Origin of the sequence: Tsukamurella conjunctivitidis, from assembly GCF_007858475.1 — a bacterium.
GTDB classification, from domain to species: domain Bacteria; phylum Actinomycetota; class Actinomycetes; order Mycobacteriales; family Mycobacteriaceae; genus Tsukamurella; species Tsukamurella conjunctivitidis.
In genome coordinates this window covers 227,936-248,254 of sequence record NZ_VIGX01000001.1, presented here as the reverse complement: position 1 = coordinate 248,254, position 20,319 = coordinate 227,936, and the positions used below count along the sequence as shown (strand labels likewise).

21 protein-coding genes are annotated in these 20,319 nt (G+C 69.9%); 17 read left to right on the top strand and 4 right to left on the bottom strand.

Translation table 11 applies throughout. The features are described 5' to 3' along the window. Positions 1-45: 45 nt before the first annotated feature. From FK530_RS01175 to FK530_RS01160, 4 genes are all read left to right on the top strand, one after another. The gene (locus tag FK530_RS01175) at positions 46-522 is read left to right on the top strand and encodes a GNAT family N-acetyltransferase (protein WP_146485154.1); all 477 of its coding nucleotides are present in this window, start codon (positions 46-48) and stop codon (positions 520-522) included. A gap of 37 nt (positions 523-559) precedes the next feature. Next, the gene (locus FK530_RS01170; RefSeq protein ID WP_166443240.1) at positions 560-1,924 is read left to right on the top strand and encodes a M1 family metallopeptidase; all 1,365 of its coding nucleotides are present in this window, start codon (positions 560-562) and stop codon (positions 1,922-1,924) included. A gap of 136 nt (positions 1,925-2,060) precedes the next feature. Then, positions 2,061-2,432 (top strand): YciI family protein, encoded by a 372-nt coding sequence (locus tag FK530_RS01165; RefSeq protein ID WP_231706448.1) that lies wholly within the window; start codon positions 2,061-2,063, stop codon positions 2,430-2,432. Between the two features lie 46 nt (positions 2,433-2,478). Then, positions 2,479-3,759, top strand: coding sequence for an RNA polymerase sigma factor (locus tag FK530_RS01160; RefSeq protein ID WP_146485151.1), 1,281 nt, complete (start codon positions 2,479-2,481; stop codon positions 3,757-3,759). On the opposite strand, the gene FK530_RS01155 is transcribed toward FK530_RS01160, so the two are convergent. Together FK530_RS01155 and rfbA are read right to left on the bottom strand one after the other, a co-directional pair. Further along, positions 3,751-4,320, bottom strand: coding sequence for a dTDP-4-dehydrorhamnose 3,5-epimerase family protein (locus FK530_RS01155; RefSeq protein ID WP_146485150.1), 570 nt, complete (start codon positions 4,318-4,320; stop codon positions 3,751-3,753). The genes FK530_RS01160 and FK530_RS01155 overlap by 9 nt on opposite strands. Further along, positions 4,317-5,186, bottom strand: a complete 870-nt coding sequence (gene rfbA, locus FK530_RS01150; RefSeq protein WP_146485149.1) for a glucose-1-phosphate thymidylyltransferase RfbA — start codon at positions 5,184-5,186, stop codon at positions 4,317-4,319. Before rfbA ends, FK530_RS01155 begins: the two co-directional genes overlap by 4 nt. Before the next feature lie 44 nt (positions 5,187-5,230). Here rfbA and rfbB point away from each other — a divergent pair, with 44 nt between their 5' ends. The 13 genes from rfbB (at position 5,231) to FK530_RS01085 (ending at position 18,166) form a co-directional block, all read left to right on the top strand. Beyond that, positions 5,231-6,232: a dTDP-glucose 4,6-dehydratase gene (gene rfbB / locus FK530_RS01145; RefSeq protein WP_146485148.1), complete on the top strand. Its 1,002-nt coding sequence runs from the start codon at positions 5,231-5,233 to the stop codon at positions 6,230-6,232. Between the two features lie 146 nt (positions 6,233-6,378). Next, positions 6,379-7,002: a cholesterol catabolism transcriptional regulator KstR gene (gene kstR, locus FK530_RS01140; RefSeq protein WP_146485147.1), complete on the top strand. Its 624-nt coding sequence runs from the start codon at positions 6,379-6,381 to the stop codon at positions 7,000-7,002. A 128-nt stretch (positions 7,003-7,130) separates the two neighbouring features. Further along, positions 7,131-7,949 carry an MlaE family ABC transporter permease gene (locus FK530_RS01135; RefSeq protein ID WP_146485146.1) on the top strand — a complete coding sequence of 273 codons (819 nt, stop codon included), beginning with the start codon at positions 7,131-7,133 and terminating at the stop codon, positions 7,947-7,949. Continuing rightward, the gene (locus FK530_RS01130; RefSeq protein ID WP_146485145.1) at positions 7,949-8,809 is read left to right on the top strand and encodes an MlaE family ABC transporter permease; all 861 of its coding nucleotides are present in this window, start codon (positions 7,949-7,951) and stop codon (positions 8,807-8,809) included. The genes FK530_RS01135 and FK530_RS01130 overlap by 1 nt, the downstream gene beginning before the upstream one ends. An 8-nt stretch (positions 8,810-8,817) precedes the next feature. Beyond that, on the top strand, positions 8,818-9,849 hold the full coding sequence (locus FK530_RS01125; RefSeq protein WP_146485144.1) for an MlaD family protein: 1,032 nt from the start codon (positions 8,818-8,820) through the stop codon (positions 9,847-9,849). A gap of 1 nt (position 9,850) precedes the next feature. Then, a complete protein-coding gene (locus FK530_RS01120; RefSeq protein WP_146485143.1) occupies positions 9,851-10,855 on the top strand; it encodes an MlaD family protein in 1,005 nt (334 codons plus the stop codon). Further along, positions 10,852-11,844, top strand: a complete 993-nt coding sequence (locus tag FK530_RS01115) for an MlaD family protein (RefSeq protein WP_231706485.1) — start codon at positions 10,852-10,854, stop codon at positions 11,842-11,844. Before FK530_RS01120 ends, FK530_RS01115 begins: the two co-directional genes overlap by 4 nt. Beyond that, positions 11,844-12,926 (top strand): MlaD family protein, encoded by a 1,083-nt coding sequence (locus tag FK530_RS01110; protein WP_146485141.1) that lies wholly within the window; start codon positions 11,844-11,846, stop codon positions 12,924-12,926. Before FK530_RS01115 ends, FK530_RS01110 begins: the two co-directional genes overlap by 1 nt. Then, on the top strand, positions 12,926-13,951 hold the full coding sequence (locus tag FK530_RS01105) for an MlaD family protein (RefSeq protein ID WP_146485140.1): 1,026 nt from the start codon (positions 12,926-12,928) through the stop codon (positions 13,949-13,951). Before FK530_RS01110 ends, FK530_RS01105 begins: the two co-directional genes overlap by 1 nt. After that, positions 13,948-15,015: an MlaD family protein gene (locus FK530_RS01100; protein WP_146485139.1), complete on the top strand. Its 1,068-nt coding sequence runs from the start codon at positions 13,948-13,950 to the stop codon at positions 15,013-15,015. Before FK530_RS01105 ends, FK530_RS01100 begins: the two co-directional genes overlap by 4 nt. 19 nt (positions 15,016-15,034) lie before the next feature. Beyond that, a complete protein-coding gene (locus tag FK530_RS01095) occupies positions 15,035-17,125 on the top strand; it encodes an acyl-CoA dehydrogenase family protein (RefSeq protein ID WP_146485138.1) in 2,091 nt (696 codons plus the stop codon). A 44-nt stretch (positions 17,126-17,169) separates the two neighbouring features. Next, positions 17,170-17,955: a 2-keto-4-pentenoate hydratase gene (locus FK530_RS01090; protein WP_146485137.1), complete on the top strand. Its 786-nt coding sequence runs from the start codon at positions 17,170-17,172 to the stop codon at positions 17,953-17,955. A gap of 22 nt (positions 17,956-17,977) precedes the next feature. Continuing rightward, positions 17,978-18,166: a ferredoxin gene (locus FK530_RS01085; protein ID WP_146485136.1), complete on the top strand. Its 189-nt coding sequence runs from the start codon at positions 17,978-17,980 to the stop codon at positions 18,164-18,166. A gap of 126 nt (positions 18,167-18,292) precedes the next feature. Here FK530_RS01085 and dmpG read toward each other — a convergent pair whose 3' ends face one another. Beyond that, positions 18,293-19,342, bottom strand: coding sequence for a 4-hydroxy-2-oxovalerate aldolase (dmpG, locus tag FK530_RS01080; protein ID WP_146485135.1), 1,050 nt, complete (start codon positions 19,340-19,342; stop codon positions 18,293-18,295). Then, the gene (locus tag FK530_RS01075; RefSeq protein WP_146485134.1) at positions 19,339-20,247 is read right to left on the bottom strand and encodes an acetaldehyde dehydrogenase (acetylating); all 909 of its coding nucleotides are present in this window, start codon (positions 20,245-20,247) and stop codon (positions 19,339-19,341) included. Before FK530_RS01075 ends, dmpG begins: the two co-directional genes overlap by 4 nt. Between the last annotated feature and the right edge of the window lie 72 nt (positions 20,248-20,319).

Sequence of the window (20,319 nt, the reverse complement as noted above, 5' to 3'; positions counted from 1 at the left end):
CCGGCCACTAGGGTGGTACCGGACACCTCCGACGAAAGGTCCCCCGTGAGCGACGGGCTCGAGATCACCCCGTTCATGCCGAGCGACGTGGCGGAACTGCTCGTCCTGCAGCGGTGCTGCTGGGTGGAGGAGGCGATCGCCAACGACAGCCTCGCCATCCCGCCGCTGACGGAGACGCACGACGACATCCTGCAGTGGGCCTCGCAGTGGGCGACCTTCGTCATGCGCCTCGACGGTCGCCTGATCGGCGCGGTCCGCGGCCGCGCCGAGGCGGGCCACCGCTGGCACATCGGGCGCGTCATGGTGGCGCCGGACCTCGCGGGTCGCGGGCTCGGCACAGAACTGATCTCGCTCATGGAGTCCCTCGCGCCGCAGGGCACGGAGGAGTTCATCATGTTCACCGGCGCGGGCAGCGAGCGCAACATCCGCACGTACGAGCGCGCCGGCTACGTCGTCTCCGATCCCGAACCCGCGCCGCACGGCGGCGTCGCGACCGTGACGCTGCGCAAGCCGGTAAGGTGAACCCCCGACCCCCGAGCGAGAAGGAAGTGGATCCGTGGTGCGCAAATCGGCCAAGCCGAAGATCGTCGCCGCACCGAATCCGCAGCACGCGCGCGCGGTGGACCCCTACATCCCCGGCCACGGCAATCCCGGCTACCGGGTCTCGCGGTACGACCTCGAGCTGACGTACAAGGTCGAGAGCAACCGCCTCGACGGCAAGGCGGAGATCACCGCCACAGCGAATGAGCCGCTCAAGCGGTTCGCGATCGACCTCTCCGATGCGCTGACCGCGTCCAAGATCGCGGTCAACGGCCGCCGTCCCCAGCGGTACTCCCAACGCGGAGGCAAGCTGGAGCTCACGCTCGCGAACGAGGTCCCCGCCGGCGCGGCGATGACGATCTCCATCCGCTACGCGGGCACCCCGCGTCCGATCCGCTCGACCTGGGGTGAGGTCGGCTGGGAGGAGCTGTCGGAGGGCGTCATCGTCGCCTCGCAGCCGAGCGGCGCACCGTCGTGGTTCCCGTGCGACGACCACCCCGCCTCCAAGGCCTCGTACCGGATCGCGATCACCACCGATTCGCCGTACCGCGTGGTCTCCAACGGCAGACTCGTCTCTCGCAAGGTCTCGGCGGCGCACACCACGTGGGTCTACGAGCAGGCGGCGCCGATGGCCTCGTACCTCGCCACCATCCAGATCGGCAGCTACGACGTGCTCAAGGTCGCCGAGAAGCCGGTGCCGATCCGCGCCGCCGTGCCCGCTCGCCTCACCTCCGACTTCCAGCGCAGCTTCGGCAACCAGGAACGCATCATGCGTGCCTTCACCCGCTGGTTCGGCCCGTACCCGTTCCCCGAGTACACCGTCGTGGTCACCGACGACACCCTGGAGATCCCCGTCGAGGCGCAGACCGTCTCGATCTTCGGGGCCAACCACTGCGACGGCACGCGCGATGCGGAACGGCTCGTCGCGCACGAGCTGGCACACCAGTGGTTCGGCAACTCGCTGACGCTGACGCGGTGGAAGGACATCTGGCTGCACGAGGGATTCGCCTGCTACTCGGAGTGGCTGTGGGCGCAGGAGTGCGGCGAGGCGACCACGCAGCAGATGGCGGCGCGCTACTACGCGAAGCTCGCGGCCTCGCGCGCCGACATCGTGGTCGGCGATCCCGGCCCGGACCTGATGTTCGACGACCGGGTGTACAAACGCGGCGCGCTGACCGTGCACGCGGTCCGCGTCGCCCTCGGCGACCCGGCGTTCTTCTCGATGCTCCACGAGTGGACCGCCGAGTTCGCGCATCAGTCGGTCACGACCGAGGACCTCATCACCCTCGTCGCGAAGTACAGCCCGGAGCCGCTGCGCGACCTCTGGCGGGCCTGGCTGTACGAGGCCGCACTGCCGCCGCTGCCGGTGCTCACCGCTCTCTGACCCGATCCGGCCCGTCCGTCCGCGAGGCGGCGGAGAATTTCTGTGGGGATGGTGTCGAAACGGGGTCGTCCCGTTCGACGCCTGTACGAGACACGCTCACACCACAGAAGAAGGACTGATCGATATGCCTCGTTTCATGGGATTCGTACGGATGGCGGAGGGCCCGGAGGTCGGCGCACCGCCGAAGGCGCTCTTCGACGCGATGGACGTCTACATCGGCGAGCAGGCCGCGGCCGGCCACTTCCTCGACGGTGGCGGCCTGTACGGCACGGAGGACGCCGTGAACTTCGTCGTCCGCAAGGGCGAGATCACCCGGGTCGACGGCCCGTACGCCGAGACGAAGGAGGTCGTCGGCGGCTGGTCGTTGCTGCAGTACGACACCCTCGAGGAGGCGATCGCCGCGTCGGAGGAGTTCGCGCAGTTGCACGCCACCCACTGGCCGGAGCTGAACATGGTCTCCACGCTCCGCCAGATCTCCGACGAGCCGCCCACCCCGTCGGACGCCTGACCGCGGACACCTGACGCCGGCGGTGGTCCCGCCTACGCTGGTCGACGTGCCAGCCGGGACCACCGCCGAAGCGATCACCGCCACCTGGCGGGCCGAATCCACGCGCCTCGTCGGCGCGCTCACCCGCATGACCCGCAGCATCCAGCTCGCGGAGGATCTGGCGCAGGACGCGCTGGTCGCCGCGCTGGAGCAGTGGCCGGAGAAGGGCATCCCCGACAACCCGGCCGCGTGGCTCATGACCACCGCGAAACGGCGCGGCGTCGACTCGATCCGGCGCGCCGAGACCCTGCGCCGCAAGACCGAGGAGATCGGCCGCGGCCTGCGGGAGGACGACGGTATGCCCGACCTCGACGCGCAGGTCGACTTCATCGAAGACGACGCGCTGCGCCTGATCTTCCTGTCCTGCCACCCGGCGCTCACCCCCGAGTCGCGGGCGGCCCTCACGCTCCGCGTGGTCGGCGGGCTCACCACCGCCGAGATCGCCCGCGGCTTCCTGGTCCCCGAGAAGACGATGGGACAGCGCATCTCCCGCGCTAAGAAGACGCTCACCACCGCCCGCGCCGAGTTCGAGCTCCCCACCGGCGAAGAACGCACCCGCCGCCTGGACGACGTCATGGCCGTCGTCTATCTGATCTTCACCGAGGGCTACTCGGCCGCCACCGGCGACGACTGGATGCGACCCGACCTCGCCCGCGAGGGGATCCGGTTGGCCCGCATGCTCGCCGAGCTCGCGCCCGGCGAGCCCGAGACCCACGGCCTACAGGCGCTCGTCGAACTCCAGGGCTCCCGCATCGACGCCCGCACCGATGCCGGCGGCGCCCCGGTGCTCCTCGACGATCAGGACCGGGACCGCTGGGACCGGCTCCTGATCCGACGGGGCCTGGCGGCACTCGGCCGCGCCGAGGAACTGGCCGCCCGGGGTGTCCCGGTGGGCCGGTACTTCCTGCAGGCCGCGATCGCCGCACAGCACGCCCGCGCGGCAACCCCCGCCGACACCGACTGGCCCCGGATCGCCCGCCTTTACGACGCGCTGGCGGAGGCCGCGCCCGGTCCGGTCGTCGAGGTCAACCGTGCTGTGGCGCACGGCCGGGCGTTCGGCCCCGAGGCCGGCCTGACGGTGCTCGACGCCGTCGACCCGGCGGCCCTGGGCGACGCCCCGCTCGTCCCGAGCGTCCGCGGCGACCTGCTCGCCCGGTCCGCGCGACACGCAGCTGCGGCCGAGCAGTTCGACGAGGCCGCCCGTCGCACCCGCAACGACGGCGAGCGCACCCTGCTGGCCCGGCGGGCCGCGGAGAGCCGTGCGGCAGGGGCGGATCCGTCAGCCTAGCCAGCGCGGCAACGCGCCGGCGGCGAGTGCCTCCGCCAGTGATGGTGCCGCCGTGTCCTTCTCGGACAGGATCGGCGCTACATCGTCGGGCCAGGCGATGTTCAGTTCCGCGTCCAGCGGGTCGACCCCGTGTTCGGCCGACGGGTTGTACTCGGAGGAGACGTGATAGGCGACGACGGCGCCGTCCGTGAGCGCGCAGAAGCCGTGGCCCAGACCCTCCGCGAGGTAGACCGTGCGGTGGCCCTCGGAATCGAGGCGCACCGTCTCCACGGCGCCGAACGTGGGCGAACCGACACGCAGATCCACGATCACGTCGAGGACGGCCCCGTGCAGGCACGCGACCAGCTTCGCCTGCCCGGGTGGGACATCGGCGTAGTGGATGCCGCGCACCGCACCCACGCGATTGACCGAGACATTGGTCTGCGCGACGACGAGATCATGGCCGGTGGCCTCGCGGAAGGCAGAGGCCTTGAACAGCTCGAAGAACTCGCCGCGCGGGTCCGGGCGGACGATCGGGTCGAGCACGAAGGCGCCGGCGATCGGCAGCGGCGTGACGTTCACCGGCCCTCCTCGAGCAGACCGTGCAGATAGGCGCCGTACCCCGATTTGCCGAGCCGGTCCGCATGCTCGCGCAGCTGCGCGTCGTCGATGAAGCCGGAGCGCCACGCCACCTCCTCGGGCGCACCGATCTTGGTGCCCTGCCGCTGTTCCACGGCGCGGACGTAGCCGGTGGCGTCCGCGAGGGCGTCGAAGGTGCCGGTGTCGAGCCACGCGGTGCCGCGGGGGAGCACCTCGACCGAGAGCCGACCCTCGCGCAGGTAGTGCTGATTGACGTCGGTGATCTCGTATTCGCCGCGCGCCGAGGGCGTCAGGTTCCGCGCCACCTCGACGACCGACGGGTCGTAGAAGTAGAGTCCGGGCACCGCGTACTGGGACCGCGGCTGCTCCGGCTTCTCCTCGAAGCCGATCGCGCGCCCGGCACCGTCGAACTCGATGACTCCGTAGGCGCGCGGGTCGGCGACCCGGTAGGCGAACACCGCGCCGCCGTCGACACCGTCGAAGCGGCGCAGCTGGGTGCCCAGGCCCGGGCCGTAGAAGATGTTGTCGCCCAGGATGAGCGCCACCGTCTGGTCCCCGATGAAGTCCGCGCCCAGCACGAAGGCCTGCGCCAGACCGTCGGGCCGCTCCTGCACGACGTAGCTGATCTGCACGCCGAATTGCGCGCCGTCACCGAGGAGCCGGCGGAACTGATCGGCGTCCGCGGGGGTCGTGACCACCAGGATCTCGCGGATTCCCGCCAGCATGAGCGTCGACAGGGGGTAATGGATCATCGGCTTGTCGTAGACCGGCAGCAATTGCTTGCTGACACCGACCGTGATCGGGTGCAGCCGGCTTCCGGTCCCGCCGGCCAGGATGATCCCTCGCATGCGCACAACCTTACGTCCCACCCAGGGAGCGCTACCGTGTGCATATGCATATCGTGGTCACCGGCGGCGCCGGCTTCATCGGCGCGAACTTCGTCCGGCGTACGGGCGCGACCCGTCCGGACGTGCGGGTCACGGTCCTCGACGCACTGACCTACGCCGCGAACGAGTCCACGCTGGACGATCTGCGCGAGCGGATCGACTTCGTCAAGGGCTCGATCACGGACCCGTCGGTGGTCGACGAGCTGGTCGCGGGCGCCGATGCGGTGGTGAACTTCGCCGCGGACACGCACAACGACAACTCGCTGAGCGACCCGTGGCCCTTCCTGGACACCAACATCCGCGGCACGGCGGTCCTCCTCGACGCGGTCCGTCGGCACGGGACGCGCCTGCATCACATCTCGACCGACGAGGTCTTCGGCGATCTGCCGCTCGACACCCCGGAGCGATTCACCGAGGACACCCCCTACCGGCCGTCGAGCCCGTACTCGGCGTCCAAGGCGTCGTCGGACCACCTGGTGCGGGCATGGGTCCGCAGCTTCGGCGTGCGGGCCACGATCTCCAACTGTTCCAACAACTACGGCCCGTACCAGCACGTGGAGAAGTTCATCCCGCGGCAGATCACCAACATCCTCGCGGGCGAGCGACCGAAGCTCTACGGCGCGGGCGCCAACGTGCGGGACTGGATCCACGTCGACGACCACAACGACGCCGTGTGGGCGATCCTCGACCGGGGCACGATCGGCGAGACCTACCTGATCGGAGCCGACGGCGAGCGATCCAACCGTGAGGTGCTCCGCACGCTGCTCGCCGTGATGGGTCGCCCGGCGGACGACTTCGACACCGTCCCCGACCGCCCCGGGCACGATCTGCGCTACGCCATCGATTCGTCGAAGCTCCGCCGCGAGCTGGGATGGGCGCCGGCGCACGCCGACCTCGACACCGGGCTGCGCGCCACCGTCGACTGGTACCGGAGCAACCGGGCGTGGTGGGAGCCCGCGAAGGCGGGCGTCGAAGCCGCCTACGCGCGGCGCGAAGGCACGTCCTGACGTCGCGGATCGTGTGATCTTCGACCGAACCGGAGCGGAAAGCACAGGTCCGGCACGAAAACCTGTTTCAATTGTCGCGACATCAACATGCGACCCGACCGTCCGGACACCCGCCGGCGGCCGAAGAGATTCCGAGGTGACCACCCATGCCGCCCGAAGGCACCCCCGCCGCCACCGCCACCGCTCCTTCCCCGACACGGGAGGATCTCGATACCGCGGGCCAGCGGGAGCGGCGCAAGCGCATCATCGACGCCACGCTGGCACTGGCCCGTAAGGGCGGATACGACGCGGTGCAGATGCGGGCGGTGGCGAAGAAGGCCGACGTGGCGCTGGGCACCCTGTATCGATACTTCCCGTCGAAGGTGCATCTGTTGGTCGCGGGCCTGGTGAGCCAGTTCGAGCGCGCGGGTGAGCGGATCGGGAAGGTGCAGATCCCGGGCGATACCGCAGCCGAGCGCCTGATGTTCGTGCTGGACCGCAACACCGAGGCTCTGCAGCGGGCTCCGCTGCTCACCGAGGCGATGGTGCGTGCCTTCATGTTCGCCGACGCCACGGCCGCCGCCGAGGTGGAGCGGGTGGGCCGCCTCCTCGAGGACATGTTCGCGCATGCGCTCGGCGTGGAGGACCCGGACGAGCGGCAGCGCGATACGTTCCACCTCATCGCCGATGTATGGATGGCGAACCTGGTTGCATGGGTGACACACCGCGCATCGGCCACCGAGGTGCAGAAGCGGCTCTCCGTGGCCGTCGATCTCCTCATCAAGGACTGACAACCGCGCAGGTCACGTCGGGTAGACCAAGGAAAAACTGAAACACGTACTAGTTTTGCCCCGGCAGTTGATACGCTCCTCTCGAAAATGAGGAGAGGACACCCGATGGTGGTATTCGGAGGCCCGGCGTGAGGGCCGCGGCGCTGTACCGGTTGTACCGGTTGGCCGCGATCTTCACCAAGAGCCTGTCCACGATCGGACGCTCGGTGGTGCTCGCCGGCGAGATCATCGCGTGGACGTTCCGCGGAGTCCTGAAGCGGAACTTCGCGGTCGGCGAGATGATCACCCAGTCCGTGACCCTGCTGCGGGTCACCACCCTGCCGGCCATCCTGGTGGCGATCCCGTTCGGCGCGGTCGTCTCCGTGCAGGTCGGTGCGCTCGTCGACACGGTCGGAGCGAACTCCCTGGTCGGCGCCGCGTCCGGCATCGGGATCATCCGCCAGGGCGCCCCGCTCGCCACGGGCGTGCTCCTCGGCGGCGTCTGCGCCTCCGCCATCGCCGCCGACCTCGGCTCGCGGACCGTCCGCGAGGAGCTGCAGGCCATGCAGGTCATGGGCGTCGACCCGATCGCCCGCCTCATCGCACCCCGCATGCTCGCGCTGATGATCATCGCGCCGATGCTGCTCGTCGCGATCGTGGCCGTCGCGATGGTCGTGGCCCTCACCGTCTCCGTCTGGCAGTTCGGCCTCAGCTCGGGCGGCTTCTGGTCCTCCTTCGGCGCCTTCTCGGCACCGTCGGACTTGGCCTTCGCCGTACTCAAGGCCGAGACCGGCGCGATGATCGTCGGCCTCGTCGCCGGTCTCCGCGGCCTCGAGGCATCGGGCGGTCCCCGCGGCGTCGCCGACGGCGTGAACTCGTCGGTGGTCCTGTCGATCACCCTGATCTTCCTATCCTTCCTCGGGCTCACCCAGCTGCAGACGATGTTCTTCCCGAGTCAGGTGGCCTGATGACCACCACCAACCCGCCCGCACCGGCGAAGCCGAAGAAGAGTTCCACGCTGGATTCGAAGCCCGCGAGCCTGATCGCGCGGATCGGCGAGGCCGTCGTCTTCGTCGCGCAGTCCATCTACCTCGTGCCCGTGGCCCTGATGAAGTACCGCGGCGAGACCTCCCGGGTCCTCAAGCAGCTCGCATGGGGTCGCGGGTCCGTCGTGGTCGACGGTGGCGTGGTGGTCATGATGGTCATCCTGGGCGCGGCGAGCGGCGCGGCCGTCGCCATCGAGGCCTACGCGGGCCTCAACCTCATCGGCTTCGGCCCGCTCACGGGTGTCATCGGCGGCCTGGCGAACATCCGCGAGATGATCCCGATCTCGGCCGGTATCGGCTTCGCCGCGCAAGCCGGCTGCCGCATGACCGCGCAGATCGGCTCGATGCGGATCGCGGAGGAGATCGACGCCGTCGAGGCGCTCGGCATCCGCTCGATCCCCTACGTCGTGAGCACCCGGCTCATCGCCGGCATCGTCGTGGTGATCCCCGCCTACCTGCTCACGCTGCTGCTCGCGTTCCTCACCTGCAAGCTGATCGTGGTCGTCTTCCACGGCCAGGCGCTGGGCACGTACAACCACTACTTCGAGCAGTTCCTCAGCCCCGGCGACATCGCGCTGTCGACGCTCAAGGCCGTGGTCTTCTGCGCCGCCGTCACGATCATCCACTGCTACTACGGGTTCTTCGCCAAGGGCGGCCCGGAGGGCGTGGGCCTCGCCAGTGGCCGGGCCGTGCGCGCCAGCCTGGTCACGGTGCTCACGCTCGACTTCATCCTGACCATCATGTTCTGGGGCATCACCCCCACGATCATCTTCAAGGGTTAGGGGGACCGATGTACGAACTGCTCGGTGGCACACCCGGTCGCCAACAACGCGTCTTCTTCACCGTCGGCGTCGCGGCGATCGCCGTGATCCTCATCGCGGCCCTCGCCGGGGTGGTGCTCTCCCGCATGCCCGCCTCCGATCCGCGGCTCGCGCTGACCGTCGAATCCGCCGACGTGGGGCCGGGCGTCAAGACCGGCACCCGGGTCACGTTGCGGGGCGTGCCCGTCGGCGAGGTCGAGTCCGTCGTCATTCCGCGCGCCGGGCAGGCCCGCGTGGCCGTCCGCCTCGATCGCGGGAGCCTCCGCGGCCTCACCGACGCGCTGTCCGTGCGGTACCAGCCCGGCAACTACTTCGGCGTCACCGAGATGGCGCTGGTACCCGGGCAGGGCGGCACCGACCTCCGCTCCGGCAGCACGCTGCGCCCGCGTTCGAGCAACGACACGATCTCCGATCTGCTCACGCGCAGCGCGGTGTCGGTGTCGGGCGTCATGACGCCCAAGCTGATCGAGGTCACCCGGAAGGCCACTCAGTACACCCAGGCGATCACGCCGCTGCTGCAGGTGGCGTTCGCCGTCGAACAGCAGAACGCGCGCTCGGTGAAGGTGCCGATCGGGACCACGCTGCGCACCGTCCGCACCACGCTCGACGGTGCGCCGGGCCTAGTCGAGGGGGCTTTCGAGGGCTGGTTCGTGCCGCAGATGCGGGGCGGCGAGGTGGCGGGCACGCTCGACTACACCGTCAACAACTACGACAAGATCGACAAGACCACGACCCTGCTCGGCACCGGATTCTTCACGCCGCTGGCCGACATGTTCGGCTCGCACGAGGCCGAGTTCAAGCCGGGAACCGTCATGCTGCGGGTCATCATGGACAGCACCACCAAGGTGATGCGCACCGTGAGCGTCCCGCGTCAGATCGTCCCGCTGATCACCGGCGTCAACAGCGCCTTCATCACCGTCCCGGAGGGCACCGCACTGCGCATGAACGTCGTCGCCGACCGACTCCCGGGTGCCGCATCGGTCCTGGAAGGGGGTCGATGACATGCGCGCCAAGAACACCCGCGCCACCATCACCCTCGCGATCGCCCTGATCGTCACGCTGGTCATCGCGGCGGGCATCTTCGCCGCGCTGCGCAACCCGGCCGGCGGCGAGACCCGCGACTACGAGGCGCACCTCTCCGACGCCTCGGGCCTCCGCGTGGGCAGCGACGTGCGCCTGCGCGGCGTGCTCATCGGCAAGGTCACGGCCGTCGACGTCCGCGGCACCGCCGACGGGAACGGCAACGAGGCGGTCATCGGCTTCTCGGCGCAGGACGACCACCCCGTCACCTCGACCACCCGGCTCGCGGTCAAGTACCGCAACCTGACCGGCGAACGGTTCATCGAGATCCAGCCCGGCAGTTCGGCCGGCGGCACGCCCACCACGTCGATCCCGATGTCGCGCACCACCCCGTCGTTCGACATCACCACGCTGTTCAACGGTCTCGCCCCGGTGCTCCGTACGCTCAGCCCCGAAGACGTCAACGAGCTGACCCGGAACCTGTTGGGGCTGTTGCAGGGCGACGACACGACCGCCGCGCAGACCTTCGGCGCGATCGACAGGATCACGGCGAACCTCGCGGACCGCCAGACCGTCATCAAGACGCTCATCGACAACGTCACCCGCGTCGCCAACATGATCAACGACTACTCGCCGCAGGTCGTGGAGTTCATCCTCAATTTCGATCTGCTGCTGACGAAGGTGCTCGAGAACCTCGACGAGTTCCGGCGCACCGCCACCTACGGACCCGGGTTCGGCGCCGCGACCAACCGGGTGCTCACCGCGCTCGGCCTGTCCAAGGACCTCGACGTGGAGAAGCTCGTGCGCACCGCCTTCCAGGATCCGGGCGCCGCGGTCCAGGCGATGGGCAAACTGCCCGGCCTGTTCACCGGCGTCGCGGCGCTGCTCGGCGCGCCGCCCACTCCCTGCTCGAAGGGCGAGGCCCCGCTACCGAACAAGGTGACCGTACTGACCGGCGGAACGAATGTGACGGTGTGCCTGAAATGATCTTCACCGGACGCCCGCCCTGGCGCGGGCTCGTCAATCGCAGCACCAAGCTCGGCGCGATCGCCGTGGCGGTGGCCCTCGTCATCACCGCCGTGCTGGCCTTCGTCTACCTGCGACCGCCTGGTCAGAAGGAACTCACCTTCGTCACCCAGGACGCGGCGCTCATCAAGCCCGGCGTGGAGGTGCGCGCCTCCGGCGTGCGCATCGGCTCGGTCTCCTCCGTCGAGCTCCGCAAGGACGACGTGCAGGTGACCACCCGCATCGACGACTCGGTCTTCGTCGGCGACCAGACCTCCGTCGCGGTCCGCATGCTCACGGTCGCGGGCGGCTTCTACGTGGCGGTGACCTCCGCCGGCCGGGCCGCCCTGGGCGACAAGCCGATCCCGCGGGATCGAGTGAGCCTGCCGTACAGCATCGGCGACCTCCTGCAGGACACTCCGGAGAAGCTCGAGCCCGTCGACCGGACGCAGCTCGCCTCCTCGATCAAGGCGCTGAGCACGGGCCTCGACTCGAACCCCGGCTCCGTCGACAACATCGTCGAGGGCGTGAACTCGCTGCTCGGCCAGCTCACGGAGCAGCGTGACCAGGTCGGCCGCATCATCAACGTCAGCACCCAGTACGCGACCGGCTTCGCCGAGCAGCGCGAGACGATCATGAACATGATCCACAAGGCGTCGCTGGCGATCGTCACGCTGGATCAGACCGCCACCAACTTCGGCATCGCCTACCAGGGGCTCGCCGGGATGTTCGGCAAGATCAAGCCCTTCCTCGACCTGTACTGGAAGTACCGCGACACCCTCGGCGACGCCTTCGCGAAGATGGAGACCGCGCTGAAGACCACCGATGTCACGATCCCCGCCATGATCGGCGAGCTGCAGAAGGGGATCGACACGATGCAGAAGACCCTGGAGAAGCAGGGCAAGCCGATGTCGCCCGACACCGTGCTCGCGAGCCGCCTCTGCTTCCCGACGGCGACGGTGAGCTGCTGATGCGCCCGACGAGGATCTCCCTGCTCGCCGCGACCGCCGTGCTCGCGGCGCCGCTGCTGCCCGCCACGGTCGGATCGGCCGCCGCCGCAGCCAGTACCCAGTGCGCCTACCTCGCGGACGGCATCGGCCTCTATCCGGACAACGACGTGACCCAGATGGGCGTGAAGATCGGCTCCGTCCGCAAGGTCGAGCCGTCCGGTGACGGCGTCAAGGTGACCTTCGACGTCTCCGGCCGCACGCTGCCCGCCACGGTGAAGGCCGTGACCCGCTCGACGTCGATCCTCGCGGACCGCTCGCTCGAGCTCGTGGGCAACTACTCCTCGGGGGCCACGCTGAACCCCGGCACCTGCATCACGCGAGAGAACTCCGCCACGCCGAAGTCGATCTCCGAGACCACGTCCGCGGCGACCCGCCTCGTCGACTCGGTGACCGAGGGCGGCGCCTCAGCCGACCTCGGCAAGCTCCTCACCCGCCTGGACACCGAGGTGGGCCCGTCGGTGCCGCCGCAGGCCGCGCGCTCGCTGACGAACCTGCAGACGCTGCTGAGCGACCCCGCCGGCTTCCTCGGCGACGTCACCACCGTGGTCAGCAACGTCCGTCCGCTGATGCAGAGCATGGATCAGCAGTGGGGCGAGCTGCTGCTCACGCTGCAGCACGTGGGGAACGTCCTCGACCAGTACGGCAAGGTGACCTTCCCGGCGGTGTCCGAGATCTTCCAGACGCTGCCCGTCTTCTTCCTGGTGGGCGACGACATGATGCGCCGATACGGCCACATCCTGCGTCCCGGCGGGACGATGGCGGCCGACGCCGTCAAGCTCGCGGCGACCGGCGTCAAGTCCAACGAGGCGCTCGCCCGCATGCTGCCGGTCTTCGGCTCGCAGATCGCGCCGTACCTCCCGCGCGGCGACGAGACGCCGTCCACCGTGGCGGGCGTGCCCGTCACCACCGTCGCCACCCGCGACCCGAACGCCCTGTGCGCGCAGATCAACGCGCAGGCTCCGGGTGCCTGCGCCGTGGTGGCGGGCAAGGCCCAGACCGCCACCGTCGATCTCATGCAACTGCCGTTCCAGGGAGGCCGCTGATGAACCGCACCCGCAGCGCCGTGCGCTGGCTCCCGCGGCGCGTGTCCGCGGCGATCGTCGTCGGCGCCGCCGTCGTCCTCGCCGGCTGCGGCGTCAGCCCCGCGAACATGGACATGCGCAATCCCCTCGGCGACGGCGATCAGTACGAGGTGAAGCTCCAGTTCGCCGACGTGCTGAACCTGCCCATCGGCGCGCGCATCTCGCTCGGCGGCCTGACCGTCGGCCGGGTGAAGGCCGTGGCCCTCGGGGAGGACGCCGCCACGGTGACGGTCCGTGTGGACAAGGCCGTCTCGCTGCCCTCGGACATCCACGCCTCGGTCCTGCAGGACACGCTCCTCGGCGAGGCGTACGTGCGCCTCGAGGCGCCCGAGAAGTCCACCGGCACGGCGGCGCCGCTGCGCGCCGGTGCCGTGCTCCCGCTGAGCCAGACCAGCCCGCCCCGGTCGGTGGAGAGCACCCTCACGATTCTCGCGGACTACTTCGGCAGCGGATCGGTGCAGGACGTCAGCAAGACGATCACGCGCCTGAACACCGCACTGCCCAAGGACCGCCCGCAGTTCGATCTGCTCTCCGCGCAGCTGAACCGAGACGTCACGGGCATCGGCGCCAACACCACGGAGGTGAACCGCCTCCTCGATTCCGCGACCGAGATGGCCGATCGGATCGCCAAGCAGGAGAAGAACTTCAAGGACACCCTCTCGCCGTACCACCTGAAGTACTGGTCGAATCAGGGCAAGCTGATGTCGAACATCGGCGTGCTGCTGCCCGCCGTCGGCGGCATGCTGCAGCAGGGATCCTGGCTGATCCCGCTGATGAACTCGTCGTCCGACCTGTTCGAGTTGCTCACCGCCGACATGGTGTCCCTGGGTTCGGCGATCCACGGCGGCTCGATCCTGGTCAACAAGAACCTGGCCCCGTTCCTGAAGAAGCCGGTGGTGAAGATCGACTCGGTGACCAACACCGCCGGGCAGGACGTCTCCCCCGGCGCGCTCAAGGTCCTGCGACTGATCGGACAGGCCCGATGACCCGCTCCGGAATCGCCTCCACCCTCGGCCTTATCGCGCTCGTCGTGGTCTCTGTGCTGCTCCTGGGGAACCAGGGCGTGCAGTGGTTCTCGCCGTCGGGACAGCGCACCGCGTACATCCGTCTGACCGACGCCAACGGTCTGCAGGAGGGCTCCCGCGTCCTCGACCGCGGCGTCGAGGTCGGCAAGGTCCGCGGCCTCACTGTCGACGCCGACCGTGTCGAGGTGGAGGTCGGATACGACAAGGACACGCGCATCACCGCGGGCGCCAGGGTGCGCGTGCAGAACCTCTCGGGGTTGGGCGAGACCTACCTGACCATCGCCCAGGGCGACGGTGCGGCCGTCCCCGACGGAGCGCGCCTCGAGGGCGTCGTGGACACCGCCGACTCCACCGTCGGCGCCCTGTCGAGCTCCCTGTCGCGCCTCATGAAGCAGCTCGATCCGGCGACCGTGCAACGCCTCCTGGCACGCGCCGACGATGCGTTGCCGGACGGCGCGCAGACGGTGCCGACGATCGATGCCGGCGCGGTCCTCACCGCCACGTCGATCCTGCGACAGCTGCCCGACATCAAGGACCTCCTGCAATCCTTCAACTCGATCACGCCGCGGGCGACCGACGTCGGTGCGCTCCTGCTCAGCCTCGACCAGCCGCTGCGCACCTTCGGCAAGGGCTACGGTGAGATGGCTCCCTACTCCGTCTCGTACATCAGTAAGGGCGACTACCCCAACGTGATCCGGGACGGCATGCTCGAGCTGTTCAAGGTGATTCAGGGGTTCGAGGACGGCGCCGCACCGAGCGTGCAGTACCTGTCCGAGCTGATGCTGCCGTCGGTCCGGGCGATCGCCGAGCCGCTGTCCACCATCAACGGCGGACAGTTGCTCGACACCGCACTCGCCTCGGTCCGCGGGCGCTCCGGCGCCGTCACGCTGCGGATGGCGCCGTCGGGCGCCGGCCCCGCCGCATCGCCGGCCGCGAAGCCCTCGGGCGCACCGTCGTCGAGCACCAAGCCCGCGGCCCCGTCGGGTCGCACCGCACCGTCCAGTACCCCCGCGCAGCCCCGCTGACGCGGGCCGAAGGAGAACCGTGGCCCTCGCGATCACCGATGTCCAATCCGCACTCGCCGAGTCGATCCGCGACTGGGCGGAGCGCGCCCGCCCGGTCGACGCGGTGCGCTCCGGCGATGCGGGCGCCGTCGAGAAGGCCTGGCGCGGGCTGGCGGACATCGGCGTTTTCGGCATCACGCTGAGCGAGGACCTCGGCGGGTTCGGCGGCACGGCCGAGGACGCCGCGGCCGCGGTCGAGGCCGCCGCATCGGTCCTCGCACCCGGTCCCGTCGCGGGCACCGTCGCAGTGGGCGTCCTGCTCGAGCAGTACCTGGGCGGCTCGGACCGACTCGGTGCGGTGCGCGCGGAGCTCGCCGCTGGGGAGGCCCGGGCCGCTTTCGTGGTCGACGGTGACGGTTCCCTCGCGCCCGATGCGACGCCGCAGTCACACCTGTTGATCGAGTCCCCGGCGGGCACCTGGCACCTCCTTCCGCCCGGGGCCGCGGGGGTCACCGTCGAGCCCCTGTCCGGCCTCGACACCTCGCGTCCCCTCGCCCGGATCCGCCTGGAGGCTCCCGACTTCGACGAGGCGACCGAAGTCCCCGGACTCACCGGGGACGACGCCCGCGCGGCACTCGCCGCATTCGCCGCCGCAGAGGCTGCGGGCGTCGCCGCGTGGACTCTGCGCACCGCCGCGGAGTACTCGAAGGTCCGCGTGCAGTTCGGCAGGCCCATCGGCTCATTCCAGGCGATCAAGCAGATCGTCGCCGATATGCTGTGCCGCTCCGAGCAATCGGCTGCGCTGGCGTGGGACGCCGCCCGGTCGGTGGGCGCCGGCGCGGAGCACCGTCTGGCTGCGGCCGTCGCCGCGGCGGGTGCCCTCGACGCCGCGGTGGAGAACGCGAAGGACGCGATCCAGGTACTGGGCGGCATCGGCTTCACCTTCGAGCACGACGCCCACCTCTACCTGCGCCGCGCCACGGCACTCAGAACGCTGCTGGGCGATACTCCCGGATGGCGCACGCGCGCCGCGGAACTCGCTCTCGCCGGGGTCCGTCGCGGCCTCGACTACGAGGTCGAGGGAGATCACCGCGCGGCCGCCGAGGAGGCCGAGCGGATCGCCGCCATGACCGCGGACGATCAGCGCCGCACCCTCGCGCGATCCGGTCTGCTGGTACCGCACTGGGATCCGCCGTACGGGCGGGGTGCGGGTCCCGCGGAACAGCTGGTCATCGACGGCGCGCTCGAAGCCGCCGGCGTCGAGCGCCCGACACTGGTGATCGGCGCCTGGGCCGCACCGACGATCCTGGAACACGGGACGCCGGAACAGGCCGAGCGTTTCGTCTGGCCGACGCTGCTCGGCGAAATCAGCTGGTGCCAACTGTTCAGCGAACCCGAAGCCGGCTCCGACCTCGCCTCCCTGCGGACGAGGGCCACCCGCGTCGAGGGCGGCTGGTCGCTCACCGGACAGAAGGTGTGGACCTCGCTCGCGCACGAGGCCGACTGGGCGATCTGCCTGGCGCGCACCGATCTCGACGCGCCGAAGCACAAGGGCATCACCTACTTCCTGGTCGACATGCTCTCCGACGGCATCGACGTGCGCCCGCTGCGCGAGATCACGGGCGACGTCCGGTTCAACGAGGTCTTCCTCGAGGACGTCTTCGTCCCCGACGACTGCGTCGTCGGCGCGGTGAACGGCGGCTGGCGCCTGGCCCGCACCACCCTCGCCAACGAACGGGTCGCGATGAGCGGTTCGGGCCTGGGTGTGCGCCTCGAGTCCCTGCTCGCCGATCCGGGTCCGTCGCCCGATCTGGCCGCCCTCGGCGGCCTCGTCACCGAAGCCGCCTCGTGCACGCTCCTCGACCTGCGCGCCGTCATCGCGAGCGTCGGTGGGCAGGACCCGGGCGCGGCGTCCAGCGTCCGGAAACTGGTCGGCGTGCAGCACCGTCAGGCGGTGGCGGAGGCCTGCCTGCGGAGCCTCGGGCCCGACGGTGCCCTGGCCGGCCCGGAGGATCCCGCCGATGCGCGGTACGAGTTCCTGCTCTCCCGGTGTCTGTCGATCGCCGGCGGCACCTCGCAGATCCTCCGCAACGTCGCGGCCGAGCAGTTGCTCGGGCTCCCCCGTTCCTGAGTCGTTCCGTACCGCGCGACTGGAACCTGTTCTAGTATTCGAGCATGGACGATTCCGCAGTCTCCGCCGCCGCCGACGCGCTCCTCGGCGCGTACGCCGCGTGCGCGCCGATCGACCCGATCATCGGCATGTTCCCCGAGGCCACGATCACCGACGCCTACCGGATCCAGCAGGAGCAGGTTCGCCGCTGGGAGGCCTCGGGCGATCTCGTCAAGGGCCACAAGGTGGGGCTCGCCTCGCTCGCGATGCAGCGCCAGATGAACGTCTACGAACCCGACTTCGGACACCTGACCGCATCCATGTTCCATCTGGAACAGATGCCGATCGACACCTCGTCGTGGATGCAGCCGCGGATCGAACCCGAGATCGCCTTCGTCCTCGGTCGCGAGCTCCGCGGCCCGGGCGTCACGGTGGCCGACGCGATCCGTGCCGTCGACTTCGTCGTCCCCGCGCTCGAGGTGGTCGATTCCCGGATCAAGGACTGGAACATCTCCATCGTCGACACCGTCGCGGACAACGCCTCGTCGGGCGGCGTGATCCTCGGCAGCCGTCCCACGCGACTGCAGGACGTCGACCTGCGGACCGTCGGATGCACCTTCCGGATCAGCGGCGAGCAGGTGGGCACCGGCGCGGGCGGCGCCGTCCTCGGCTCGCCGATCAACGCCCTCGTCTGGCTGGCGAACACCGTCGGGCCGCTCGGCACCACCCTGGAGCCCGGCCACGTCGTCCTGCCGGGATCGATGACGCGCGCCGAGCCGGTGCGCGCCGGAGACATCATCGTCGCCGACATGGGCCCGCTGGGCTCCGTGACGGCCGTCCTCGCCCCCTAACTCCCCCGGAACGGAGAAGAACATGAAGATCACCATCGGCGAAGCCTGCACCGGATTCGGTGTGTGCGAGGGCATCCGCCCCGACATCTTCGAGGTGAACGACGAGGGCTTCGCGGAGGCCACCGACGAGGGCCTCACGGATGCCGATCGGGAGGACGTCGAGTACGCGGCAAGCCAGTGCCCCACGCAGGCGATCACCGTCGAGTACTGACCCTCGTCCACGGCCCGGCCGTCGAATCCGCGCACGTGCCGCGTGCGCGGGATCCCGCGCGGTATGCGCGGATGAGTGGCCGCGCGCGCGGACAGAACGTCCCTCCGCACACGCGGCCACCGTCCATCAGGCCTTCTGCGCCGCCGACATCTCCACCGCGATGGCGATGATCATGTCCTCCTGACCGCCCACGTAACCGCGGCGGCCGCACTCGTAGAGGATCTCGTGCGCCGGCACGCCGTACCGCTCCGCGGCGCGCTCGGCGTGCAGCAGGAAGCTGGAGTACACGCCGGCGTAGCCCTGGACGATCGAGCTGCGGTCCATCACCGGCAGGCGCGTGATGTACGGCTTGACCACGTCCTCCGCGGCCGCCATCAGCGCGTCCTTATCGGTCCCGGTGCGCACACCGAGGCGTTCGAAGGTCGCGGCGAGGATCTCCGTCGGAGAGTTGCCCGCCCCCGCACCGAGCGCGAGCAGCGAGCCGTCGATCTGCTTCGCGCCGGCGCGGTACGCGAGCACCGAGTTGGCCACGCCGAAGCTGAGGTTCTGGTGCCCGTGGTAGCCGACCTGCGCGTCGTCGCCGAGCTCGGCGACCAGTGCGGCCACCCGGTCACCGGCGTCCTCGAGGATGAGCGCACCCGCCGAGTCCACGACGTACACGCACTGACAGCCGGCGTCGGCCATGATCCGCGCCTGCTTCGCCAGCGCCTCGGGCGTCGACATGTGCGAGAGCATCAAGAAGCCGACCGTCTCCAGGCCCAGTTCCCGTGCGGCGCCGAAGTGCTGGATCGAGACGTCGGCCTCGGTGCAATGGGTCGCGATGCGCAGCGCGCCGGCGCCGAGGTCGGCCGCGACGCGGATGTCCTCGACGGTGCCGAGACCGGGGAGCATGAGGACCGCGATCTTCGCCTGCTGGGCCTCGTCGACCGCGGCGGCGATGAGCTTGCGCTCGTCGACCAGGGAGAAGCCGTAGTTGAACGTGCTGCCGCCGAGTCCGTCACCGTGGGTGACCTCGATGAGCGAGACGCCCGCGTCGTCGAGCGCGCGCACGGTGTCGCGCACGTTCTGCTCGGTGAACTGGTGCGCCATCGCATGGCTGCCGTCGCGCAGCGACGTGTCGACGATGCGCACGTCGCGGTTCGGGTCGTTCCAGAGCTCGCCGTTGATGCCGGTCATGCCTTCACTCCATCCAGGATGCGCTGCGCCAGCAGCTCGCCCGCCCGCGCGGCGGCGGCGGTCATGATGTCGAGGTTGCCCGCGTACGTCGGCAGGTAGTCGCCGTTGCCGGCCACCTCGAGGAAGACCGCGACGCGCGCCTTGCCCTCCCAGCCGGGCCGAGGCTCGTCGTACTGCGGGGCCGCTTTCAATGTGTAACCGGGGACGTAGACCTGCACGTCCGCGACCATCTTCTCGATGGATGCGGTGATCGCGTCCCGGTCCGCGTCCGGATCGATGGCGCAGAACACCGTGTCGCGCATGATCATCGGCGGCTCGACCGGGTTGATGATGATGATCGCCTTGCCCTTGGCCGCGCCGCCGACCTCCTCGATCGCACGGGCCGTGGTCTCGGTGAACTCGTCGATGTTGGCGCGCGTGCCGGGCCCTGCGGAACGCGACGACACCGAGGCGACGATCTCCGCGTAGCTCACCGGGGTGACACGACTGACGGCGTGCACGATCGGAATCGTCGCCTGCCCGCCGCAGGTGATCATGTTGACGTTGGGCGCATCCAACTGGGACTCGAGGTTCACCACCGGACAGGCCAGCGGGCCGACGGCCGCAGGCGTCAGGTCGACCGCGACGATGCCCGCCTCCGCGTACCGGGGAGCGTTGGCGCGGTGCGCCTTCGCCGAGGTCGCCTCGAAGACGATCTGCGGTGGCCGTGGTCGAGCGAGGAGCCACTCCACCCCCTCCGCCGACGTCTCGAGACCGAGTTCGGCGGCGCGTTTCAGGCCGTCCGATTCGGGGTCCACGCCGACCATGTAACGCACGTCCACGTGCTCGCTCCGCCGCAGTTTGGCCAGCAGGTCCGTGCCGATATTGCCCGGGCCGACGATGGCCGCAGTCACCTTCTCCGTCATGCCCCCATGGTCGGTCCTCGCGAGCACGCACGTCCACGTGTCTGTTCCGCTCAGCGGGACGTGATGACGACT